Consider the following 21,225-nt stretch of genomic DNA (forward strand, 5'->3'; position numbering starts at 1 on the left):
ACCAGAACCAGAACCCACCATGTCGAAGCTCTTTTCCCCCCTCCAGCTTGGCCCCTACAGCCTGAAGCATCGCATCGTCCACGCCCCCATGACCCGCCTGCGTTCCGATCCGGACGACACGCCGAGCGAGATGATGGCGCGGTACTACAGCCAGCGCGCCTCGGAAGGCGGGCTGATCATCACCGAGTCGTCACACACATTGCGCTCGGGCCGCGGCTACCTCGGCGGCCCGGGCATCTATGAAGACAGGCACATCGCCGGCTGGCGCAGGATCGCCGATGCTGCAAATGGGGCGCGATCTCCGACAGCAACCCCGAAGCCACCTTCGCCTATGCCGCCGGGCAGCTGAACCGCTTCGGGCTGGCCTACCTGCACGTGGTCGAGCCGCGCGTGATGGGCGTCGAGACGCTCGATGCAGATCGCCCGCCGGTGGCCGCGGTGTTCCTGCGCAAGATCTTCAAGGGACCGGTGATCGCCGCGGGCGGATTCGACAAGGCTGGCGCAGATGCGATTCTCGCCAGGGGCGATGCCGACCTGTTCGCATTCGGCCGCTTCTACGCTTCCAATCCCGATCTGCCCGAGCGCCTGCGGCGCGACCTGCCACTCGCCCCCTACGACCGCTCGGCGTTCTGGGGCGGCGACGAGCGCGCGTATGTCGACTACCCCGAATACGGCGAGGCCGGCGCACCAGATGCGCTGGCAAGCGAGGCCGGATAAGCCGCTGCGGACAGCGCCGACCGGCATGCGCTGCGGGGAGGCGCCTCCCGCCTCCCCGCACGCGGGCCCGGCGTTGCGGCGTCAGTTCGCCGCAGGCGATTGCGCGCTGTCGATGGAGGCCATCACATGGCGGCGCGCATCGAACTCCTCGGCAATCTTGTGGTCCTGGGCAAATTGCGCCTCGACATCGATATTGGCAAATTCGATGGCCCCCATGTCGGCAAACGCGTTCTGCACGCGCGGGCTCCACAGGCCGATGTCCTTGACCGTCGGGACGATGCGGCTGAACAGGCGCTGGCGGAACTGCCGCATCGTATCCGACTCCCGCACTGCCTTCGCGCACTCGTCTTCCGGCAGGCCGAGGCGGCTCCATACCTCTTTCTGGTCGAAACGGTCACGCATCAGGTAGCAGGCCTCGATCACGAAGTCTTCGCGTTCCTTCTGCTCGGCCTGGGTCAACTGCGGATAGTAGCCGCGCAACGCGGTACGCCCGAAGGCGACATGGCGCGCTTCATCCTGCATGACGTACGCATTGATCGACGCCGCCAGCGGATTCTTCGAATAGTCCCGGATCCGCTGGAACGCCGCCAGCGCCAGCCCCTCGACCAGCACCTGCATGCCGAGGTAGCAGAAGTCCCAGCGCGAGTCCGTCAGGACGCTCTCGAGCAATGACTTGAGCCCCGGCGTGATGGGATAGAGGATGCCGACCTTCTCGTGCAGCAGGCGCGAGTACGCCTCGACGTGGCGCGCTTCGTCCATGGTCTGCGTGGCCGCGTAGAACTTCGCGTCCATGCCGGGCACCATCTGGACGATCCGCGCGGACACCATGAGCGCCCCCTGCTCGCCGTGCAGGAACTGCGACAGCGAATGTGCCTGCTGGTGACGGCGCACTTCGATGCGGTCGTGCTTTCCCATCTTCTCCCACAGCGGCGTGCCGAAGATCGGGATCATGCGGTCGTCGAGTTCCTGCGGGTTCTCGGGATCCAGTTCCTGCGACCAGTCGATCCGGTCCGAAGCGTTCCACTGGTGCTTCTTGCCGGTCTCGTAGAGCTGCAGCAGCTTCGAGCCCTCGTTGTCGTACTCCCAGTTGAACTCGGTGGCCACCTGGCTGCCGATCGACCAGCCCGTCTGAACCACGGGCAGCGTGTAGCGGTGAAGCGATGACATGCAGTCTCCTTTGGCGTTCATGGGGATCGACCAGTCTCCACGCCATTCTTTGCCGGAGGTGGGATCGGTCTTGTACTTGCTCTCGGGTCCGGCTATAAACAGAATCATAATTCTGTTTCTTCTTATATCAAGGACCGCATGGGGCCGCGGGCGCGCGGCGGGCGCTTCATGCAGTTGCACCAATTGGCCGTCGCGCAGATGATTCGGGAAGCCGCAGACATGCTCCCCTGCACGCCCGGGCTTTTGCGTGCGTCGCAGCAATCCCTGGCTTGCGGTGCCGCGCGGCGGGCCGCCTTCCGGGTAAACGTGGACAGGGCGGCGCAGCGGCGCAACTGGCTGCGCTCCAGGCCGCGCTCCTGGCCGCCGGGAGCAGGAAAAACCGCGGGGCGAACCGCTGGCATTCACCTTTGACCCATGACATCCGAAACCACGACCCCGGGCGCATCGGCGGCCCCGCGCGCCGGGATGAAGCAGCCGCAGCAAGAGCGCAGCGAAGCCACCCTGAAGGCGCTGCTGTCGGCGGGCAGGACACTGATCAACGAGGCCGGGAGCCTGACCGGCTTCTCCCTCGCCGATCTCACCCGGGCCGCCTCCACTTCGGTCGGCGCTTTCTATGCGCGCTTCTCCGACAAGGAGACCTTCTGTGCGCTGGTGCTGGAAGACACCCTGGCCGAGCTGCGCGCCGCGCTCGACTTCGCCCTGGCCACCGATGCGGCCTGGACGACAGGGCCGGCCGCCGTCATCTGCGGCCGCGTCGTCGGCTTCTATGCCGGTCAGCTCCGCAGGCACAGAGGCTTGTTCGCGGCCTATATGCGGCACGGGCCGGCGCAGAACCCGCTGTGGCAACCCATTCGCGAGGCCAATCAGCGCATGCTCGACACGATGGTGCCGCGCCTGGCCCGGCATATCCCGCCCGGGCGCTTTGCACGGCAGGAAGCCGAGACCCGGATCGCCATCCAGCTGGTCGTCAGCGCGCTGACCAGCATCGTGCTGCATGCCCCCAGCGGGCTGGACCTGGACGATCCGCTGCTGGAGCACCGGCTCACCGGGATGCTGCACCGCTACCTCGCGCTGCCGGCCGACGAGCCGGCCTAGTCAGGCCCTGCCGAACCGTTCGCGGTAGTCCCTCGGGGTGATGCCCAGTTGCCGCAGGAAGGCGCGGCGCAGGCCCTCGTCGGAGCCAAAGCCGGTCCGTGCGGCAATCGCCTTGAGCGGCAGGTCGCCCTGCTCCAGCAGGCGGCGCGCGCCTTCGATGCGGGCCGACTCGACGAACGCCATCGGGCTGACGCCTGCCTCTTTCGCGAACACGCGCCGGAAATTGCGCTCGCTCATGGCTACGCGCGCCGCCATTTCCGCCAGCGTGAAATCGTGCGCCAGGTCGGACAGGATCCAGTCCTGCAGGCCGCGGATGCCGGCGTGGCTGGTCGCCTGGCTGGCCAGGTGCAGGCTGTATTGCGACTGCCCGCCCGGGCGCTTGAGATAGACCACCAGTTCGCGCGCCAGGTCCAGCGCCAGCTCGCGGCCCAGGTCTTCCTCCACCACCGCCAGCGCGAGGTCGATGCCGGCGGTGACCCCGGCCGAGGTCCACAGGTTGCCCTGGCGGATGAAGATGGCGTCGGCATCGACTTCCACCGCCGGGAAGCGCTGGTGCAGCAACGTCGCCACGCTCCAGTGCGTGGTGGCCCGGCGCCCGTCGAGCACGCCCGCCGCAGCCAGGAAGAAGGTGCCCGAGCACAGCGCGATCAGCCGGCCGATGCGCGGCGCCACTGCGCGCGCCCACGGCACGATGCCCTGCGCCTCGGCCATGGCGCGCTCGATATCGCGCGCGCCCACGATCAACGCGATATCGGGCAGCAACACGGTATCGAGCCGGGCCGTGGCCTCCAGCGTCATCAGCGTGTCGGAGCGCACCGGCCCGGCCTCCAGCGCCACCACGCGCGTGGCATAGGCCGGCGGCTGCCCGCGCTGGGCCAGGCGCACATTGGCGTAGTCGAACACCGTCATCGGGCCGACCGCCTCCATCGCCTTGAAGCCGGGGTACACCACGATATCCACCCGCCGCGGGGCGGTGAGTTCCTGCGCTTGCATTGGCCTGTCCGCAATCAAAACCGGCGATCTTAACCCGGTGCGGCAAGTGCCTCGCCGGACAGGTACAAGGATATGCACCCACCGCCTAAAGCGCTGCCCGTGCAAGCTTGTGCCAACAAATTCGTTCTGTTGCCGGGAACCGCTACTTAGCATGATGCATATCTTCCACATCCTGCAGCCCCTGCCACGACATGGCGGGCAGCACAACCGAGGAGTGCCATGCATCGAGAGCCAGGGCAGCCGTCTGCCGTCAACCGTCCCGCCGACGCCCCGCGCGCCACCGGCACCCTGAGCCGCCGCGGCTGGCTGAAGGCCGCCGGCACGCTGGCGGTGACAGGCGGCGCCGCGCCGTTCGTGTGGGCGCCGCGCGCCCGCGCCGCCGGGCAGCTCAAGCCGGTCAGGCTGGCCTGGAACGCCAGCTCGGTGTGCCTGGCGCCGGTGGCCGCGGCGCTCAAGGAGAACATCTTCCGCAACCACGGGCTGGATGTGGAACTGGTCAACTTCGGCGGCTCCACCGACCAGTTGCTCGAAGCCATCGCCACCAGGAAGGCCGATGCCGGCGTGGGCATGGCGCTGCGCTGGCTCAAGCCGCTCGAGCAGGGCTTCGACGTCAAGCTCACCGCCGCCACGCACGGCGGCTGCATGCGCCTGCTGACCACGCGCAACTCCGGCGTGACCGACCTCAAGAGCCTCAAGGGCAAGACCGTGGCGGTGAGCGACATGGCCAGCCCGGCCAAGAATTTCTTCTCCATCCTGCTGGCCAAACGCGGCATCGATCCGGTGCGCGACGTGCAATGGCGCCAGTACCCGGCCGACCTGCTCGGCATCGCCCTGGAAAAAGGCGAAGCCCAGGCCGCCGCCGACGGCGACCCGCGCACCTACCTGCTGCGCAAGGAACGCAGCCTGGTCGAGGTGGCCACCAATCTCTCCGACGAATACGCCAGCCGCGCCTGCTGCGTGCTGGGTATCCGCGGCAGCCTGATCCGCGAGGACAAGGCCACCGCCGCCGCGCTGACCCACGCCGTGCTGCAGGCGCAGGACTGGACCGTGGCCCACCCGGAGGAAACGGCCCGCCACTTCGCGGAGTTCGCCAAGGTGCCGCAGGGCGATGTGGTGGCCATGCTCCGCAGCCACACCCACGGCCATCATCCCACCGGCGCTGACCTGAAGAAGGAACTGGCGCAGTACACGGACGAACTCAAGCTGGTGTCGGTGATCCGCCCCGGCACCGATTCCACCAAATTCGCGGAGCGCATCTATGCCAACGTACTCAGCTGACGGGCAGCGCGGCGCGCACGATACCTTCGATCGCGCTTTCGATGGCAACGACGATTTCCTCGCCCTGCCCGCGCCGGCCGTCCGGCGCGTCTGGCTCGGCGGCGCGCTGGCCGCGGCGGGCTGGCTGGCGGTGGCCGCCACGGTGAAGTTCTGGCCCGAAGCGGAAGACTGGCCGCTGACGCACGAGACCGCGCAGCTGTTCGCCGGCCTGGCCGCCGTGCTGCTGGTGCTGGCCTTCGTGCAGCACCGGCTGGGCGGCGTCGGCGCCGCCTTGCGCCGTGCCGGACCATGGCTGCTGGTGCTGGCGGTGCTCACCTTTGTCTGGGAAGTGGTCACCGCCAAGCTGGGTCTGCTGCCGCGGCCCTTCTTCGCACCGCCACAGGCGCTGCTCGAAGTCTTCCTGGACGACTACGCCAAGCTGGCCGACGCCGTGGCGCACTCGCTGCGCCTGCTGGCCACCGGCTACCTGCTCGGCGCGCTGGCGGGCTTCCTCACCGGGGTGGCGATCGGCTGGTCCAGCCGCGCCGGCTACTGGGTCCACCCGGTGCTGCGCCTGCTCGGGCCGCTGCCGGCCACGGCCTGGCTGCCGATCGTGTTCTTCGCCTTTCCCAGCAGCGCCAGCGCGGCGACCTTCCTGGTGGCCCTGGCCACCTGGTTCCCGGTCACGGTGCTGACATGGTCCGGCGTGGCCGCGGTGGACCCGGCCTACTACGACGTAGCCCGCACGCTGGGCGCGAAGGAGCGCTTCCTGGTGCTCAAGGTGGCGGTTCCCGCCGCGCTGCCGAGCGTGTTCGTGGGCCTGTTCATGGGGCTCGGCGCCTCGTTCTCGGTGCTGGTGGTGGCCGAGATGCTGGGCGTCAAGTCCGGCCTTGGCTGGTATCTGCAATGGGCGCAGGGCTGGGCCGCCTACGCCAGCATGTACGGCGCGCTGCTGGTCATGGCAATCCTGTTCTCGGGCCTTATCACCCTGCTGTTCCGCTCACGCGATCGCCTGCTGGCATGGCAGAAAGGAGTCGTCAAATGGTAAGCGCTGCCGCAGCCGTACAAGCCCCGGCAGCCGCTTCGCCGGACACATCGCTGGCCGCGGCCAGCAACGGCGTGCGCCTGACCATCGACCAGGTCAGCCACCATTTCAGCCTGCGCGACCAGGTACTGCCGGTGCTCAACCGCGTCAGCCTCACCGCCGAGCCCGGCGAGTTCGTGGCCCTGCTCGGCCCCAGTGGCTGCGGCAAGTCCACGCTGCTGCGCCTGGTGGCCGGGCTGGAAGCGCCTCGGCGCGGCACGCTGGCCGTGGATGGCGTGCCCATCAGCGGGCCGGATCCGAGCCGCGTGGTGGTGTTCCAGGATCCCACGCTCTACCCCTGGCGCACCGTGTGGGACAACGCCGCGCTCGGGCTCGAGGCGCGCGGCCTGCTGGGCAGCCAGCGCGGGCGCGTGGACGACGCACTGGCGCGCGTGGGCCTGAGCGATTTCGCCCGGGCCTATCCGCGCCAGCTCTCCGGCGGCATGGCGCAGCGCGCGGCGCTGGCGCGCGCGCTGGTCAACGAGCCGCGCCTGCTGATCCTGGACGAGCCGCTGGGCAAGCTCGATTCGCTCACGCGCCTGAGCATGCAGGGCGAACTGGTCTCGCTGTGGCAGCGCGCCGGCTTCACCGCACTGCTGGTCACGCACGACGTGGAAGAAGCGCTGCTGCTGGCCACGCGCGTGATCGTGTTCAGCGAGCGTCCCGCGCGCATCACGGCGGAACTGAAGATCGACCGTGCCTACCCGCGTCACCGCGACGACCCCGAACTGATCCGGCTGCGCCGCGAGATCCTCGGCCTGCTGGGACTAGGCCAGGGATGGTAGGCCGGCGCATGCAGGGCCCACGCCCCGCACCGCGGGATCGCCATGCCGGATGAACTCTGGCACCTGCACGGCGCCTGGTGGCTTGGCGCCGACGTGCTGCCCGGACGTGCCGCAACGCCGCCGCGCCTGGCACGCGCGGCGCGGCGGATCGCCGGCATCACCCTGCGTGCCCTGGCCGGCGCCGCCTTGCTGGGCTGGCTCCTGCCAGGCTTGCCGTGGCAGCAACAGCCTGTTCCCGGCCCGCTGCTGCAACAAGCGCAGGCCCGCGGCGAGCTGGTGGTCGGCGTGCACGCCTATGCGCGCGCCACGCCGCCCGGGCGGCCGCTGGTGCCGGTGCCCGATCCCGCCGAGGCTGCGCTGGCGGCTGAGCTCGGCCGTGCGCTGGGCGTGCCGGTCAGGCTGCGCCACCTCCCCGCCCCGGCGCCCGGCGGCGATGCCGGGCCACCCGGCGCCGGCACCGACCTCGTCTTCGGCAACGCCGGTGCCGCGCGGCCGCGCGCGGCCACCGTGCATGCGCCCGCCATTCCCCCAGGCACCCTGCTGACGCTGCGCTTCACACCGGTGGACCGGCTCGGCCTGCTGGCCGGCAAGACCGCATGCGCGAGCCAGGACAGCCCTTATGCGCCCGCGCTGGCCCGCGCCGGTGCCGAATTGCGCCGCTATCCGTCCGCGCTGCAGGCGCTGCTGGCTTTCCGCCGCGGCGAGTGCGCGGCGGTGGCGGCCGACGCCGCGCTGGCCGCGCGCGTCATGCGCCTGCCCGAATGGCGTTTCTTCGCGGCAGCGCCGCTGCTGCTGCACGGCGAAGGCCCGCTGCTGACCCTGCCCCGCGCCGATTCGCAATCCGTGCGCTACCTCGAGCAGTGGCTGGCGAGCCGGCAGCGTGACGGCCAGCTCGCCCGGTGGCGCGACGCCGCCGCCGGCGAGGCGGCTTTCAACACCATGCTGGTGGAGAGCGGCCTGATCTGCCACTGAGGGCGCACCGGTGCGCCGCACACTTCGAACACACAAGCAGCAGAACATCGCGACACAGGAGCAAGAATGAGTTTGTCACCGGGCGGCAMGAGCAACCGCCAGCGCATAGCGGACTGGCATCGCCAGAGCGGCTTCGCCCCCGCCTCCCTCGAACCCGATGCGGCACCCGGCCCGGCACCACGCGCCCTGCCCCCTGACGACATCCTGCGCGCGCTGTCCGAGCGCTTCGCCGCGCGCGCCGCCACCCATGACCGCGACGCCAGCTTCGCCCACGAGAACATCGCCGAACTGCATCGGCTCGGCCTGCTCTCGCTCACCGTGCCGCGCGCGCTCGGCGGCGCCGGCGCGGGGCTGGCGGAGGCACGCCGCGTGATCCACCACGTTGCCGCGGGCGACCCGTCGACGGCACTGGTGCTGGTCATGCAGACGCTGGGCCACCGCAACCTCGCCAACGACACGCAGTGGCCGCAGGCGGTGCGCGAGGCCGTGCAGCGCAGCGCGGTGGCGCATGGCGCGCTGATCAATTCGCTGCGCGTGGAGCCGGAGCTTGGCTCGCCCGCGCGCGGCGGCCTGCCCGGCACGGTGGCGCGCCGCCATGGCGACGGCTGGATCCTGTCCGGCCACAAGATCTACGCCACCGGCATCCCCGCGCTGGACTGGCTGGCCGTGTGGGGCCGCACCGACGAGGCCAGTCCGCGCACCGGGGTGTTCCTGGTGCCGCGCGACGCGCCGGGCATTACCGTGGTGCCGACCTGGGACCACCTCGGCATGCGCGCCACCGGCAGCCACGACGTGATCTTCGACAACGCCCCGCTGCCGGCCGAATACGCCGTGGACCTGCGCCAGCCGGCCGCCTGGGCCGAGCGCGTCGACCCGGCCTGGGCCACGTGGACCGCCACCCTGCTCGGCACCTTGTACGATGCCGTGGCGCGTTCGGCGCGCGACTGGTTTGCCGGCTGGCTCAACCTGCGCGCGCCCGGCAGCCTGGGCGCGCCGCTCGCCACGCTGCCGCGCTTCCAGGAAGCGGTGGGCCGCATCGACGCCTGGCTGCTGGCCAACCGCGTGCTGCTGGACCGCTTCAGCGCCGACGCGGATGCGGGCGCGCCGGCCAGCGTCACCGACAGCAACCTGCTCAAGCTCAACGTCACCGACAACGCCATCGCCGCCGTGGAGCTGGCGCTCAGGCTGGCCGGCAACCCGGCCTTGTCGCGCGGCAACCCGCTCGAGCGCCATTACCGCAACGTGCTGTGCAGCCGCATCCATACCCCGCAGAACGACGCCATCCTGGCGGGCGCGGGCGCGCAGGCCCTGCGCGCGGCCACCGGCGCCCCCGCCGCAACCTGAGACTGCCATGACCCGACCCCGCTACAGCCCGCGCCGCATCGCCATCGTCGGCGGCGGCATGGCCGGCACCCTGACCGCCATCCGCCTGCTGCGCGACAGCAGCGTGCCACTGGCCATCCACCTGTTCGAGCCGCGCGCCGAGGTAGGCCGCGGGCTGGCCTACAGCACACCGGACCCGGCGCACTACCTGAACGGGCCCGCGCTGAACTTCAGCCTGTTCCCGGAAACGCTGGAGGATTTCTCGCACTGGCTGGTCGGGCACGGCCACGCCCATGCCGCCACGGCCGACGACACCTTCGCCCCGCGCAGCGTCTATGGCGACTACCTGCGCGACACGCTGGCGCGCGCGCTGTCCGCCGCCGCCGGGCGTGCCACGCTGGAGCATGTGCGCACGGAGATCACCGACCTGACCATCGGCGTGCCGCACCGTGTGCGCGGCGCCGACGGCCGCGGCTGGGACGCCGACCATATCGTGCTGGCCACCGGCGTGCAGCCGGCACGGCCCGCGCTGGCGCAGGACCCGGCGCTCGAAGCCGACGGCCGCTATGTGCCCGATCCCTGGCAGCCGGATGCGCTGGCCGCGCTGGCCGGCGCGCGCGACATTGCGCTGGCCGGCACCAGCCTGACCATGCTCGACGTGGTGGCGACACTGGAGCGGCTCGGCTTCAGCGGCACCTACCATGCCTTCTCGCGGCGCGCGCTGTTGCCCTGGCTGCGCCACGGGGCGGGACCGTGCGACGACTTCCTTGCCGCCGCCGGGCCGGCGGCGCTGGCCGCCCCCACCGCGCGCGACGTGGTCCGCCGGGTGCGCGCCCAGTGCCGTGCGCTGACCGCGCAGGGGCTGGACTGGCAGAGCGTGCCGCCCGCGCTGCGCGCCCATATCGGCCCGCTGTGGGCAGCCGCCAGCGTGCCGGAGCGCCAGCGCTTCCTGCGTCATGCCCGGCCGTTCTGGGACAACCTGCTGCACCGGGCGGCGCCGCCCACGCATGCGGTGCTAGCGGCAGTCCGCGCGCAAGGCCGGCTGCGCGTCCATGCCGCGCGGGTCACGCGCCTGGATCGCTCGGGCGATGGCCGGCTGGCGCTGCGCCTGTCGCGCGAGCTGCCCGCGGTGCCCACGGTGGACGGGCTCGTCAACTGCACCGGCGCGGAATATGGCTGGCATGCCGGCAACGAGCGGCCGCTGGTGCGCAGCCTGCTGGCGCGCGGCCTGGTGCGCCCGGCCGCGGCGGGATCCGGCGTGGACGGCGACGCGCGCGGCATCGTGTTCGACCGCGGCGGCCGCGCGGTGCCGGGCCTCAGCGCCCTGGGCGCGCCCTTGCGCGGCGCGCTCTGGGAGTCCGGCACCATCATCGACGTGCGCAACCAGGCCGCGGCGCTGGCCGCGAGGCTGGTCGGGGAACTGGAGCTGTCTGCCTGGCCCGAGGCGGTGATCCAGGCCGAGGCAGCCTAGGCGGGCAGAAGGGCAAAAGGGCAGAAGGCCGCCGGCCGCCGCCTGAACAAGCTGCCTGACCGCGCTGTCTAATCGCGCTGTCTTAGCGCACCGCCTTCGGGCTGACGATCGGGTCAAGGCCGCTGCGCTCCACTTCCGCGCGCGCGGCCGGGGAGGCCAGGTAGCGGATCAGGGCCCGGCCCGCATCCGGATGCTCGGCGCCGACGGGCACGCCGGCGGCAAAGGTGGTGATCTTCTGCATCGACTCCGGAATCTTGCCAACGAAGGTGATGCCCTGCACCGGCAGCAGTTCGCTCACCTGCTGCAGGCCGACCTGGTAGTCGCCGCTGGCGACCACGCTGCCCACGGGGATCTTCTCGATCATATGGGCGCGGCCCTTGACCTGCTCCTCGATGCCGAGCTTCCTGAACATCTCTTTCTCGACGTACACCCCGCTCGCGCTGTCCGAATAGGCAATCGAGCCGGCCTTGAGCAAGGTGTCGCGGAAGGCGTCCACGGTGCCGATATCCGGCCTGGCCGCCCCGGCCCGCACCGCCAGCCCGATGCGCGAATCAGCCAGGTCGGTGCGGCTGTCCGGTATCACCTTGCCCTGCTTGACGAGGTCATCTAGGGCATAGCCCACCATGATCACCACGTCGGCATGCTCGCCGCGCGCCAGGCGGTTGGGAATCGCCTCGGGCGACTTGCCCATCGAGGGGCCCCAGGCCGTGCTCAGCGTGTGGCCGGTGGCCTTCTCGAAGCTCGGGCCGAGCGCCTTGTAGGCGGCGGTGAAGCCGCCCGAATTCATGACCTTGACCTCGTCGGCCAGCGCATTGCCGGCAGCCAGGACCAGGCTGGCGGCCACGGCCAGCGCCAGCGCAGGCCACGGCTGGCGGGATTGGGGAAAGGAGTGACGGACGGGCCGGCTGGCCGATGAGATAGACATATGCGCTCTCGGTGGGCATTGAAGGGAAAGACCCGCCGCCGCGGAGGTCTCGCATCGGTGTTTCGGCGGGTGGGCCGCTCATTCTATGCAAGGCCGCCGGGCCGCGATAATGCAATCTTTCTTGGCATTGATCGCTTCCTTGCATCAATGCGCGCCCCGCTTTCTGCCCCGCCCGGGCACGGCTTCCAGCACCATCTCGTACAGCGCCTGCGCATGCGGCGACAGCATCTGCCCGCGGCGGCGCAGGATGCCGAGCGTGCGGGTCACGGCAGGCTCGCGCAGCGGGACCGCGGCCAGCGCGGCGCGCTCGCCGCCCGGCAGCGCCAGGCGCGGCACCGCGGCGATGCCCAGCCCGGCCTCCACCAGCGCCAGCACGCTGCTGACGTGGCGCACCTCGTAGAACGCCGCCGGCCGCCCCGGGACGTCGGCCAGCGCCAGATCCAGCATGAGCCGGTTGCCGCTCGAGCGGGATAGCGCCACCAGCGTGTACTTGCCCAGCTCGGCCCATTTCACCGAGCGGCGGCGCGCCAGCGGATGCGCCGGGTGGCAGGCCAGCACGAAGGGATCGCGCAGCAGCGGCTCGAACAGCAGGTCGGCCTCCTGGGTGCCGATGAAGTTCAGGCCGAAGTCCGCCTCGCCGCTGGCCACGCTGTGCAGGACCACATTGGCGCCTTCGTCCACCATCTTGACGCGCACATTGGCGAACTGCGCATGAAAACGCGCGATCACCGCCGGCAGGAAGTAATGCGCGGCCGAGGGCACGCAGGCAATGGTCACCTCGCCGCTGCGCGCGGCCGCCGGATCGCCGATGCCGAGCAGTTGCGCTTCCACCTCCGCCAGCACCGCGCGCGCCTTGCCGACGAACTCGCGTCCCACCAGCGTCAGCGTGACCCGGCGCGTGGTGCGCTCGAACAGCTTCACGTTGAGCGCCTCTTCGAGCTTCTCGATGCGGCGCGAAAGGGCTGGCTGCGACAGGCTGAGCGCCTCCGCCGCGGCGCGGAAGCCGCCCTGCTCCACCACCGCCACCATGGCCTGCAGGTCGCCGAGGTCGAATCTGATCTGTTGCATCGTGTCTTGGTGGTTTCGGGGTGGTATCAGGGTGGTACGGGGTGTATCCCGGTGGATCGGGGTGGCATCGAGCGGCGCGCAGGCCAGCCGCAAGCGGCGCATGCCAGGCGGCATTGATGCGCGCCGCCGATCAAAGGCCCGGGCCTGCCATTCTAGCGCCGCCCGGCGCCCGCGCGTGCCCGACACCCCACCTGCGTAGGTGAATGGGCGGCGCCGGCCTGCGGTATTCTCCGGGGCTTCGCCTGCCCGCCCCGGGCCGGCCCCCCACCCGGAGGAAACCGGCCGATGAACGACCCGTTCGCCCTGCTGGCAGTCACGACGCTGCTCAGCGTCATGATGCTGGGCATCGTCTGGTCGCTGCGCCGCAGCGGCCAGCCGGGCGTGACGCAGTGGTGGTACTGCGCCCTGACGGCCATCGGCGCGCTGACGCTGTTTACGCTGCGCGGCAGGATCACGGACGTGCTGGCCGTCGTGGTGGCAAACGGCGCGCTGGCATGGGCGCTGGCGCTGTTCTACGCCGGCACGCTGCGCTTCTGCGGGCGCGAGCCGCCATGGCGGCGCCTGGTGGCCTGCACGCTGGCCGTGATGGGCGGCATCGTGACCTGGCGCTACATCTTCCAGGACTTCAACACGCGCGTGGTGATCGTCTCGGCCTTCCACGCGTGGTTCTGCGCCGCAACCGGCGTGGCGCTGGTGCGCTACCGCCCGCGCGGGCGCGCCACCAGCCATCACCTGACCACCGCCGGCTTCGCTTTCTTCTTTGCCGCGGCGCATACGCTGCGCGGCGTGCTGTCCGCACTGGCCGTCATGGACGACCCCGCCACCATGGCCTCGCCGGGGCTGAACGCGGGCTTCCTGGTGGTGGGCGCGCTGGCCATCCCGGCCCTGAGCATGGGCGCGGTGCTGATGGTCCACGACGCCATGGTGCGCCGGCTGGAAACCATCGCCAATACCGACTTCCTGACCGGCGTGCTGTCGCGCAAGGCCTTCGAGGACGAGGCCGGGCGCGAGCTGGCGCGCGCCGCGCGCGGCGGCCGGGCGCCGGTGCTGCTGATCGTCGATATCGACCACTTCAAGGCGGTCAACGACACGTTCGGCCATGCCACCGGCGATGCGGTACTGGCTGAGTTCGCCCGCCTGGCGGCGGCCAGCCTGCGCGCGCCAGACCGCATCGGCCGCATGGGCGGCGAGGAGTTCGTGGTGCTGCTGCCCGCATGCTCGCTGGACGACGCCCGCCACGCCGCCGAGCGCATCCGCGCCCAGGCCGAAGCCAGCCACGTGGGCCACGCAAGCAATACAGGCAATGCAAGCCGCCCGCCGGACAGCGTGCGCTATACCGTCAGCGGTGGCTACGCCGCATGGCAGCCCGGCGAGACCCTGGCGCAGCTCATGGCGCGCGCCGACGCCGCGCTCTACATGGCCAAGTTGTCCGGGCGCAACCGCATGCTGCCGGACGCTGCCGGCATCCAGGCGCCGGCACCCGTGGGCATGGCGAGTCGCTAGGCCTTGGCCGCGGCCATGGCGGCGCCGGAAGTGTCGGCAGCGGCGCAAGCGCTGGTGGCGCGGTAGGCGCCGGGCCGTGAGCCGGTCCAGCGCCTGAACGCGCGGTGAAAGGCGCCGGGCTCGGCAAACCCCAGCTCGGCGGCGATCTCCGCCAGCGGACGGCTGGAATGGCTGAGCGCCTCGATGGCGAGGTCGCGCCGCAGCTCGTCCTTGAGCTGCTGGTAGGTCCCGCCCTCTTCCATCAGCCGGCGCCGCAGCGACGACGGCGACATGTGCAGCCCCTGGGCCAGTTGCTCGAAGGTGGGCCACCGCTCCGGCGCCAGGGCCCGCAACTGGCGCCGCACGCGCGCCATGATGCTGCTGCGGTCGTTGTACTTGACCACCACGTTGTGCGGTGCGTCGCGCAGGAAGGCCTTGAGGCTGCGCTCGTCCTGGTGCACCGGCTGTTCCAGCCAGGCCGCGTCGAACACCAGCGCCGTGGCGGGCTGGTCGAAGGCCAGATGGCGCGAGTACATCAGCCGGTATTCGGCGGCATAGGGCGGCTGTGCATAGCTGAACGCCGCCAGCAGCACCGGCACGCGCCGGCGCAGCAGCCAGCTCATCAGGCCATGCAGCATGATCAGCATGGTCTCCTGGGCGAATACGCCCGGCGGCCGCTGCGAGGTAGCCGCCAGTACCAGCGCCGCGCGCTCGTGCCCGGCGGCGGCTTGCCCGGCCATGGCCTTGCCGAGGTCGTTGCCGGCCGCCACCGCGCCCTCGCGCACCAGGCGCACGCCGATATCGTCGAGCAGCAGGCCGAAATAGCGCGCCACCCGTTCCAGCCCCTGCGCCAGCGTCTTGCTGCCCGCCACCGCGTGGCACAGCATGGCGAAGCTGCCGCATTTCATCCGGCGCGAATCCTGGCCGAAGAATTCGTCGTCGAGCGCGGCGGCCACCTCCATCCACAGGGCGCTGTAGCTGGCGGCCGAGACGCGCGCCTGCGGCACCGCCAGCAGCGCCGGCGCGATGCCGGCGGCCTGCAGCACCGGCTCCGGGGCAATGCCGCGCGCGCGCAGGCCGGCAATGGCGTGGTGGACGAAACAGATGGCGACGCTGTGTTTTTCCATGGGCAGGCAGGCGGGGACTGGCGAAGGAACTGGCAAACGAGTTCAGCAAATCTGGCGGATTCTGGCATAGGACCGTCCCTGCCGTCTTCCTACACTGCTGCCAGGCCTTGCCGGAACGTTGCACCAGCGCCCCGGCCAGCAACCCCACCTACCTCCACCGCGACCCGCCATGCCACACGACCTGACCGAACAGCAAGCCATGATCCGCGATACCGCCCGCGCCTTCGCCGGCGAGCGCCTGGCGCCGCGCGCGGCCGCGTGGGACCGCGCCGCCGAACTGCCGCCCGAGGTGGTGGCCGAGATGGGCGCGCTCGGCCTGCTGGGCATGATCGTGCCGGAGCAATGGGGCGGCACCTACACCGACTATGTCGCCTACGCGCTGGCCATCGAAGAGATCGCGGCCGGGTGCGCAGCCTGCGCCACGCTGATGAGCGTGCACAACTCGGTTGGGTGCGGGCCCATCCTGCACTACGGCAGCGAGGCGCAGAAGGCCCGCTACCTGCCCCGCCTGGCCGCGGGCGAGATCATCGGCGCATTCTGCCTGACCGAGCCGCAGGCCGGCTCCGAGGCGCACAACCTGCGTACCCGCGCGCGGCCGACGGACGATGGCTGGGTGCTCAACGGCAGCAAGCAGTTCGTCACCAACGGCCAGCGTGCCGGCGTGGCCATCGTGTTCGCCGCCACCGAACCGGAACAAGGCAAGCGCGGCCTGTCGGCCTTCGTGGTGCCCACCGACACGCCCGGCTTCGTGGTGCACACGCCGGAGCGCAAGCTCGGCATCCGCGCCTCCGACACCTGCGCCATCACGCTGGAAGACTGCCGCGTGCCGCACGACGCGCTGCTGGGCGAGCCCGGCGAGGGCCTGCGCATCGCCCTGTCCAACCTGGAGGGCGGACGCATCGGCATCGCCGCGCAGGCGCTGGGCATCGCGCGCTCGGCCTTCGAGGCGGCGTGCCGCTACGCCGCCGAACGCGTGCAGTTCGGCCGCCCGCTGCGCGAGCACCCGCCCATCGCCAACATGCTGGCCGACATGGCCACCGAACTGAACGCCGCGCGCCTGCTGGTGCACCGCGCCGCGCATATGCGCAGCGCCGGCCTGCCCTGCCTGTCCGAGGCCTCGCAGGCCAAGCTGTATGCCTCCGAGCTGGCCGAGCGCGTATGCTCCAAGGCACTGCAGATCCATGGCGGCTACGGCTACCTGGAGGACTACCCGGTCGAGCGCCACTACCGCGACGCCCGCATCACACAGATCTACGAAGGCACCAGCGAGATCCAGCGCATGCTGATCGCGCGCAGCCTCTAAGCAGCATGCCTGCCCCTTTCCCGCCTTGTACCACCCGAACCTAGAACCGACGGAGACCACCCAATGAGTGCCCAGCCCGCTACCGCAACCACCGCCGTTCCCACCGTCAAGCTGCTGATCAACGGCGAGTGGGTGGAATCCGCCGCCACCGAGTTCCGCGCGGTGGTCAACCCCGCCACCCAGGAAGTGCTGGCACGCGTGCCGCTGGCCACGCCGGCCGAGGTGAACGCGGCGGTGGGCGCCGCGCAGCACGCCTTCGCCACCTGGCGCCACACCCCGCTGGGCGCGCGCCTGCGCATCATGCTCAGGTACCAGGCCCTGATCCGCGAGCACAGCAAGCGCATCGCCGCCATCCTCACCGCCGAGCAGGGCAAGACCCTGGCCGATGCCGAGGGCGACATCTTCCGCGGCCTGGAAGTGGTGGAGCACGCCTGCTCGATCGGCACGCTGCAGCAAGGCGGCTTTGCCGAGAACGTGGCGTCCACGGTGGATACCTACACCCTGCAGCAACCCATCGGCGTGTGCGCCGGCATCACGCCGTTCAACTTCCCCGCCATGATCCCGCTGTGGATGTTCCCCATGGCCATCGTGTGCGGCAACACCTTCGTGCTCAAGCCGTCGGAGCAAGACCCGCTGTCCACCATGGAACTGGTCAGGCTGGCGGTGGAAGCCGGCGTGCCGGCGGGCGTGCTGAACGTGGTGCACGGTGCGCGCGAGGTGGTGGATGCCCTGTGCACGCACCCGGATATCAAGGCAATCTCCTTCGTCGGCTCCACCGCCGTGGGCACCCATGTGTACGATCTGGCCGGCGCGCACGGCAAACGCGTGCAGTCGATGATGGGCGCCAAGAACCACGCCGTGGTGCTGCCCGACGCGCACCGCGAGCACACGCTCAATGCGCTGGTGGGCGCCGCCTTCGGCGCGGCCGGCCAGCGCTGCATGGCGACCTCGGTCGCGGTGCTGGTCGGCGCGGCGCGCGAGTGGCTGCCCGAACTGGTCGCCAAGGCTGCCACGCTCAAGGTGGGCGCCGGGCACGAGCCCGGCACCGATGTCTGCCCCGTGGTCTCGGCGGCGGCAAAGCAGCGCGTGACCGCCCTGATCGACAGCGGCGTGCGCGAAGGCGCCGCCCTGCTGCTGGACGGACGCGGCGTGCAGGTGCCGGGCTACCCGGAAGGCAACTTCATCGGCCCGACCGTGTTCGCCGACGTGACCACGGAGATGTCCGTCTACACCCAGGAAATCTTTGGCCCGGTGCTGGTGGTGATCGGCGTGGACACGCTCGACGAGGCCATCGCCCTGGTCAACCGCAACCCGTTCGGCAACGGCACCGGCGTGTTCACGCAGAGCGGCGCGGCGGCGCGCAAGTTCCAGAGCGAGATCGACGTGGGCCAGGTCGGCATCAATATCCCCATCCCGGTGCCGGTGCCCTACTTCAGCTTCACCGGCTCGCGCGGCTCCAAGCTCGGCGATCTCGGCCCCTACGGCAAGCAGGTGGTGCAGTTCTACACCCAGACCAAGACGGTCACGGCGCGCTGGTTCGACGACGCCACCGTGAACGACGGCGTGAACACCACCATCAACCTGCGCTGAGCAGCGTCAACGGCAAGGAGCAAACATGCATATCGCCTTTATCGGTCTCGGCAACATGGGCGCGCCGATGGCCCGCAACCTGCTCAAGGCAGGCCACAGCCTGACCGTGTTCGACCTCAGCCCCGCCGCGCTGGCTTCGCTGCAGGCGGACGGCGCCGCGGTGGCCCGGTCGGCGCGCGAGGCGGCCGCCGAAGCCGACTTCGTCATCACCATGCTGCCCGCCGCGGCACACGTGCGCGCGGCCTATCTCGATGCCGATGGCGTGCTGGCCAGCGTACGGCCCGGCGTGCCGCTGGTGGATTCGAGCACCATCGACCCCGCCACCATCCGCGCGCTGGCCGTTGAAGCCGGCAAGCGCGGCAACCCGATGGCGGACGCGCCGGTCTCCGGCGGCACCGGCGGCGCGCAGGCCGGCACGCTGACCTTCATGGTGGGCGCGCAGCCCGAGCTCTTCGAGCGCATCAAGCCGGTGCTGGCCGGCATGGGCCGCAATGTGGTGAGCTGTGGCGATACCGGCACCGGACAGGTCGCCAAGATCTGCAACAACCTGATCCTCGGCATCTCGATGATCGGGGTGTCGGAGGCGATGGCCCTCGGCGCGCGCCTGGGCATCGAGGCGGGCGTGCTGGCGGGCATCGTCAACACCTCCACCGGGCGCTGCTGGGCCGCCGACACCTGCAACCCCTATCCGGGCGTGATCGAGACCGCGCCGGCCTCGCGCGGCTATAGCGGCGGCTTCGGCGCGGACCTCATGCTCAAGGACCTCGGCCTGGCCGCCGACGCCGCGCGCAGCGTGCGCCAGCCGCTCTTCCTGGGCGCGCTGGCGCAGCAGATCTACCAGGCCATGAGCCATGCCGGCGACGGCCAGCTCGACTTCTCCGGCGTGATCCGCCAGTACCTGGCGCAACCGCAGGAGCCGGCGGCATGATCGAGCACGCCATCGACGGGCATATCGCCCGTATCACGCTCAAGCGCCCGCCCGCCAATGCCTTCCATGCCGAAGGGCTGGAGCAGTTGCGCCAGCTGGTGGCCACGCTGGACGCCGATGCGCGCGTGCGCGCCATCGTCATCACCGGCGACGGCAGCAAGTTCTTCAGCGCCGGCGCCGACCTCAACGGCTTCGCCGAAGGCGACCGCGCCCATGCGCGCGAGATGGCCCGGCGCTTCGGCGAAGCCTTCGAAGCGCTGCAGAACGCGCGCCCGCTGGTGATTGCCGCCATCAATGGCTATGCGATGGGCGGCGGGCTGGAATGCGCGCTGGCCTGCGATGTGCGCATCGCCGAGGAGCAGGCACAGATGGCGCTGCCGGAGGCCGGCGTGGGTCTGCTCCCATGCGGCTGCGGCACGCAGACGCTGCCGTGGCTGGTGGGTGAAGGCTGGGCCAAGCGCATGATCCTGGCCAACGAGCGTGTCGATGCCGCCACGGCCCTGCGCATCGGCCTGGTGGAGGAAGTGGTGCCGGCCGGGCAAGCGCTCGACAGCGCCCTGAAACTGGCCGAGCGCGCCTGCAACGTCAGCCCGCGCGCGGCGGCATTCAGCAAGCAGCTGGTGCACCTGGCACGCCAGGGCGTGCCGCGCGGACCCGCGCTGGCGCTGGAACGCGAGCGCTTCGTCGACCTGTTCGACGGCGAGGACCAGCGCGAGGGCGTCAACGCCTTCCTGCAGAAACGCGCGCCGCAATGGCGCAACGCATAGGAGCACGCATGCGCCTGAACCCGAACGAGGCTGGCCAGCAAGACCCGGCGAGCGCAGCGCAAGCCGCGGCAGCAACTGCAGCCGCGCCCAGCGTGCGCTTCGAAGCGATCAACGGCGTGGGCGTGGTCACGCTGGACCGCCCGCGCCAGCTCAATGCCCTGTCCTACCCGATGATCGGCGCGCTCGACGCGCAGCTCTCGGCATGGGCCGGATGCCCCGACATCGTCGCGGTGCTGTTGCGCGGCGCCGGCGGCAAGGCTTTCTGCGCCGGCGGCGATATCCGCGCGCTGTACGACAGCTTCCACGCCGACACGCCGCTGCACCGCGAGTTCTTTGTCGACGAATACCGACTGGACTTCCGCCTGCACCGCTATCCCAAACCCGTGGTGGCGCTGATGGACGGCATCGTCATGGGCGGCGGCATGGGCCTGGCGCAGGCCGCGCAGCTGCGCGTGGTCACCGAGCGCTCGCGCGTGGCCATGCCGGAGACGGGCATCGGCCTGGTGCCGGATGTGGGAGCGAGCTTCTTCCTTGGCAAGCTGCCGGTGGCGCTATCGCTCTACGTCGGGCTGACGGGCGTGACGCTGGGCGCGGCCGATACGCTGCTGTGCGGACTGGCCGACCTGTCCGTGCCATCGGCCAGCCTGGAGAACCTGGCGCAGACGCTGGCCGCCATCCGCTGGGACGGCGATGTGCTCGGAAAACTGCGCTCGGCACTGCAGCCGCATCTCCATGCCGCGGCAGAGCAGGCCCCGTTGCAGCCGATGCTGCCGGCCGTGCTGAAGCATTTCCGCGCCGACGCCAGCGTGTCCGAGCTGTTCGCCAGCCTCGCGGCGGAAGCCGACCCGCGCTACGCGCAATGGGCGGCCGCTACGCTGGAGGTGCTGCGCAAGCGTGCGCCGCTGATGCTGGCGGTCACGCAGGCGCTGCTGCTGCGCGGCAGGCGGCTGGACCTGGCGAGTTGCTTCCGCATGGAGCTGGGCGTGGTGTCGCACGCGTTCACGCAAGGCGATTTCATCGAAGGCGTGCGCGCGCTGATCGTGGACAAGGACAATGCGCCGCGCTGGCGCGTGCCCTCGCCGAAGGAAGTCAGTGACGCCACGGTGCAATCGTTCTTCGCCAGCCCGTGGCCGCCCGAGGCCCACCCGCTGGCGGACCTCGGCTAGGCAGC

18 protein-coding genes and 1 pseudogene are annotated in these 21,225 nt (G+C 70.8%); 14 read left to right on the forward strand and 5 right to left on the reverse strand.

Annotation, left to right across the window (positions count from 1 at the left end; genetic code table 11):
* Nucleotides 1–19 precede the first annotated feature (19 nt).
* Nucleotides 20–717 (forward strand): annotated as a pseudogene (locus AB4Z48_RS19915) (oxidoreductase).
* An 81-nt stretch (nucleotides 718–798) separates the two neighbouring features.
* On the opposite strand, the gene AB4Z48_RS19920 reads toward AB4Z48_RS19915, so the two are convergent.
* On the reverse strand, nucleotides 799–1,884 hold the full coding sequence (locus AB4Z48_RS19920; protein ID WP_441617029.1) for a ferritin-like domain-containing protein: 1,086 nt from the start codon (nucleotides 1,882–1,884) through the stop codon (nucleotides 799–801).
* A gap of 414 nt (nucleotides 1,885–2,298) precedes the next feature.
* Between AB4Z48_RS19920 and AB4Z48_RS19925 the strand changes: the two genes are divergently transcribed.
* Nucleotides 2,299–2,979 carry a TetR/AcrR family transcriptional regulator gene (locus AB4Z48_RS19925; protein ID WP_441617031.1) on the forward strand — a complete coding sequence of 227 codons (681 nt, stop codon included), beginning with the start codon at nucleotides 2,299–2,301 and terminating at the stop codon, nucleotides 2,977–2,979.
* Here the strand turns inward: AB4Z48_RS19925 and AB4Z48_RS19930 are convergent, their stop codons facing one another.
* The gene (locus tag AB4Z48_RS19930) at nucleotides 2,980–3,990 is read right to left on the reverse strand and encodes a GlxA family transcriptional regulator (protein WP_441617033.1); all 1,011 of its coding nucleotides are present in this window, start codon (nucleotides 3,988–3,990) and stop codon (nucleotides 2,980–2,982) included.
* A 201-nt stretch (nucleotides 3,991–4,191) separates the two neighbouring features.
* Between AB4Z48_RS19930 and AB4Z48_RS19935 the strand changes: the two genes are divergently transcribed.
* From AB4Z48_RS19935 to AB4Z48_RS19960, 6 genes are all read left to right on the forward strand, one after another.
* Nucleotides 4,192–5,250 (forward strand): ABC transporter substrate-binding protein, encoded by a 1,059-nt coding sequence (locus AB4Z48_RS19935; RefSeq protein WP_441617035.1) that lies wholly within the window; start codon nucleotides 4,192–4,194, stop codon nucleotides 5,248–5,250.
* A complete protein-coding gene (locus AB4Z48_RS19940) occupies nucleotides 5,231–6,277 on the forward strand; it encodes an ABC transporter permease (protein ID WP_441617037.1) in 1,047 nt (348 codons plus the stop codon). Before AB4Z48_RS19935 ends, AB4Z48_RS19940 begins: the two co-directional genes overlap by 20 nt.
* Nucleotides 6,271–7,098 (forward strand): ABC transporter ATP-binding protein, encoded by an 828-nt coding sequence (locus tag AB4Z48_RS19945; protein WP_441617039.1) that lies wholly within the window; start codon nucleotides 6,271–6,273, stop codon nucleotides 7,096–7,098. Before AB4Z48_RS19940 ends, AB4Z48_RS19945 begins: the two co-directional genes overlap by 7 nt.
* A gap of 42 nt (nucleotides 7,099–7,140) precedes the next feature.
* A complete protein-coding gene (locus AB4Z48_RS19950) occupies nucleotides 7,141–8,070 on the forward strand; it encodes an ABC transporter substrate-binding protein (protein ID WP_441617041.1) in 930 nt (309 codons plus the stop codon).
* A gap of 66 nt (nucleotides 8,071–8,136) precedes the next feature.
* Complete coding sequence (locus AB4Z48_RS19955) at nucleotides 8,137–9,414, forward strand: acyl-CoA dehydrogenase family protein (RefSeq protein WP_441617043.1); 1,278 nt, start codon at nucleotides 8,137–8,139, stop codon at nucleotides 9,412–9,414.
* Between the two features lie 7 nt (nucleotides 9,415–9,421).
* Nucleotides 9,422–10,864 carry an FAD/NAD(P)-binding protein gene (locus tag AB4Z48_RS19960; protein ID WP_441617045.1) on the forward strand — a complete coding sequence of 481 codons (1,443 nt, stop codon included), beginning with the start codon at nucleotides 9,422–9,424 and terminating at the stop codon, nucleotides 10,862–10,864.
* A gap of 82 nt (nucleotides 10,865–10,946) precedes the next feature.
* On the opposite strand, the gene AB4Z48_RS19965 is transcribed toward AB4Z48_RS19960, so the two are convergent.
* Together AB4Z48_RS19965 and AB4Z48_RS19970 are read right to left on the reverse strand one after the other, a co-directional pair.
* Nucleotides 10,947–11,789: a substrate-binding domain-containing protein gene (locus AB4Z48_RS19965; protein ID WP_441617047.1), complete on the reverse strand. Its 843-nt coding sequence runs from the start codon at nucleotides 11,787–11,789 to the stop codon at nucleotides 10,947–10,949.
* 144 nt (nucleotides 11,790–11,933) lie between these two features.
* A complete protein-coding gene (locus AB4Z48_RS19970; protein WP_441617049.1) occupies nucleotides 11,934–12,857 on the reverse strand; it encodes a LysR substrate-binding domain-containing protein in 924 nt (307 codons plus the stop codon).
* A 285-nt stretch (nucleotides 12,858–13,142) separates the two neighbouring features.
* Between AB4Z48_RS19970 and AB4Z48_RS19975 the strand changes: the two genes are divergently transcribed.
* On the forward strand, nucleotides 13,143–14,360 hold the full coding sequence (locus tag AB4Z48_RS19975) for a GGDEF domain-containing protein (protein WP_441617051.1): 1,218 nt from the start codon (nucleotides 13,143–13,145) through the stop codon (nucleotides 14,358–14,360).
* On the opposite strand, the gene AB4Z48_RS19980 is transcribed toward AB4Z48_RS19975, so the two are convergent.
* Nucleotides 14,357–15,466: an AraC family transcriptional regulator gene (locus AB4Z48_RS19980; RefSeq protein ID WP_441617053.1), complete on the reverse strand. Its 1,110-nt coding sequence runs from the start codon at nucleotides 15,464–15,466 to the stop codon at nucleotides 14,357–14,359. The two genes, AB4Z48_RS19975 and AB4Z48_RS19980, sit on opposite strands and share 4 nt — an antisense overlap.
* Before the next feature lie 169 nt (nucleotides 15,467–15,635).
* Here AB4Z48_RS19980 and AB4Z48_RS19985 point away from each other — a divergent pair, with 169 nt between their 5' ends.
* The 5 genes from AB4Z48_RS19985 (at nucleotide 15,636) to AB4Z48_RS20005 (ending at nucleotide 21,220) form a co-directional block, all read left to right on the forward strand.
* The gene (locus tag AB4Z48_RS19985; protein ID WP_441617055.1) at nucleotides 15,636–16,769 is read left to right on the forward strand and encodes an acyl-CoA dehydrogenase family protein; all 1,134 of its coding nucleotides are present in this window, start codon (nucleotides 15,636–15,638) and stop codon (nucleotides 16,767–16,769) included.
* A 63-nt stretch (nucleotides 16,770–16,832) separates the two neighbouring features.
* Entirely contained in the window at nucleotides 16,833–18,359 is a 1,527-nt protein-coding gene (locus AB4Z48_RS19990; RefSeq protein ID WP_441617057.1) for a CoA-acylating methylmalonate-semialdehyde dehydrogenase, read from the forward strand.
* A gap of 25 nt (nucleotides 18,360–18,384) precedes the next feature.
* Nucleotides 18,385–19,287: a 3-hydroxyisobutyrate dehydrogenase gene (gene mmsB / locus AB4Z48_RS19995; RefSeq protein WP_441617059.1), complete on the forward strand. Its 903-nt coding sequence runs from the start codon at nucleotides 18,385–18,387 to the stop codon at nucleotides 19,285–19,287.
* Nucleotides 19,284–20,054 carry an enoyl-CoA hydratase gene (locus AB4Z48_RS20000; protein WP_441617061.1) on the forward strand — a complete coding sequence of 257 codons (771 nt, stop codon included), beginning with the start codon at nucleotides 19,284–19,286 and terminating at the stop codon, nucleotides 20,052–20,054. Before mmsB ends, AB4Z48_RS20000 begins: the two co-directional genes overlap by 4 nt.
* An 8-nt stretch (nucleotides 20,055–20,062) precedes the next feature.
* On the forward strand, nucleotides 20,063–21,220 hold the full coding sequence (locus AB4Z48_RS20005) for an enoyl-CoA hydratase/isomerase family protein (protein ID WP_441617063.1): 1,158 nt from the start codon (nucleotides 20,063–20,065) through the stop codon (nucleotides 21,218–21,220).
* The last annotated feature ends 5 nt before the right edge of the window (nucleotides 21,221–21,225 follow it).

It is taken from the genome of Cupriavidus sp. 2TAF22 (genome assembly GCF_052115045.1).
In the GTDB taxonomy this organism is placed as follows: Bacteria; Pseudomonadota; Gammaproteobacteria; order Burkholderiales; family Burkholderiaceae; genus Cupriavidus.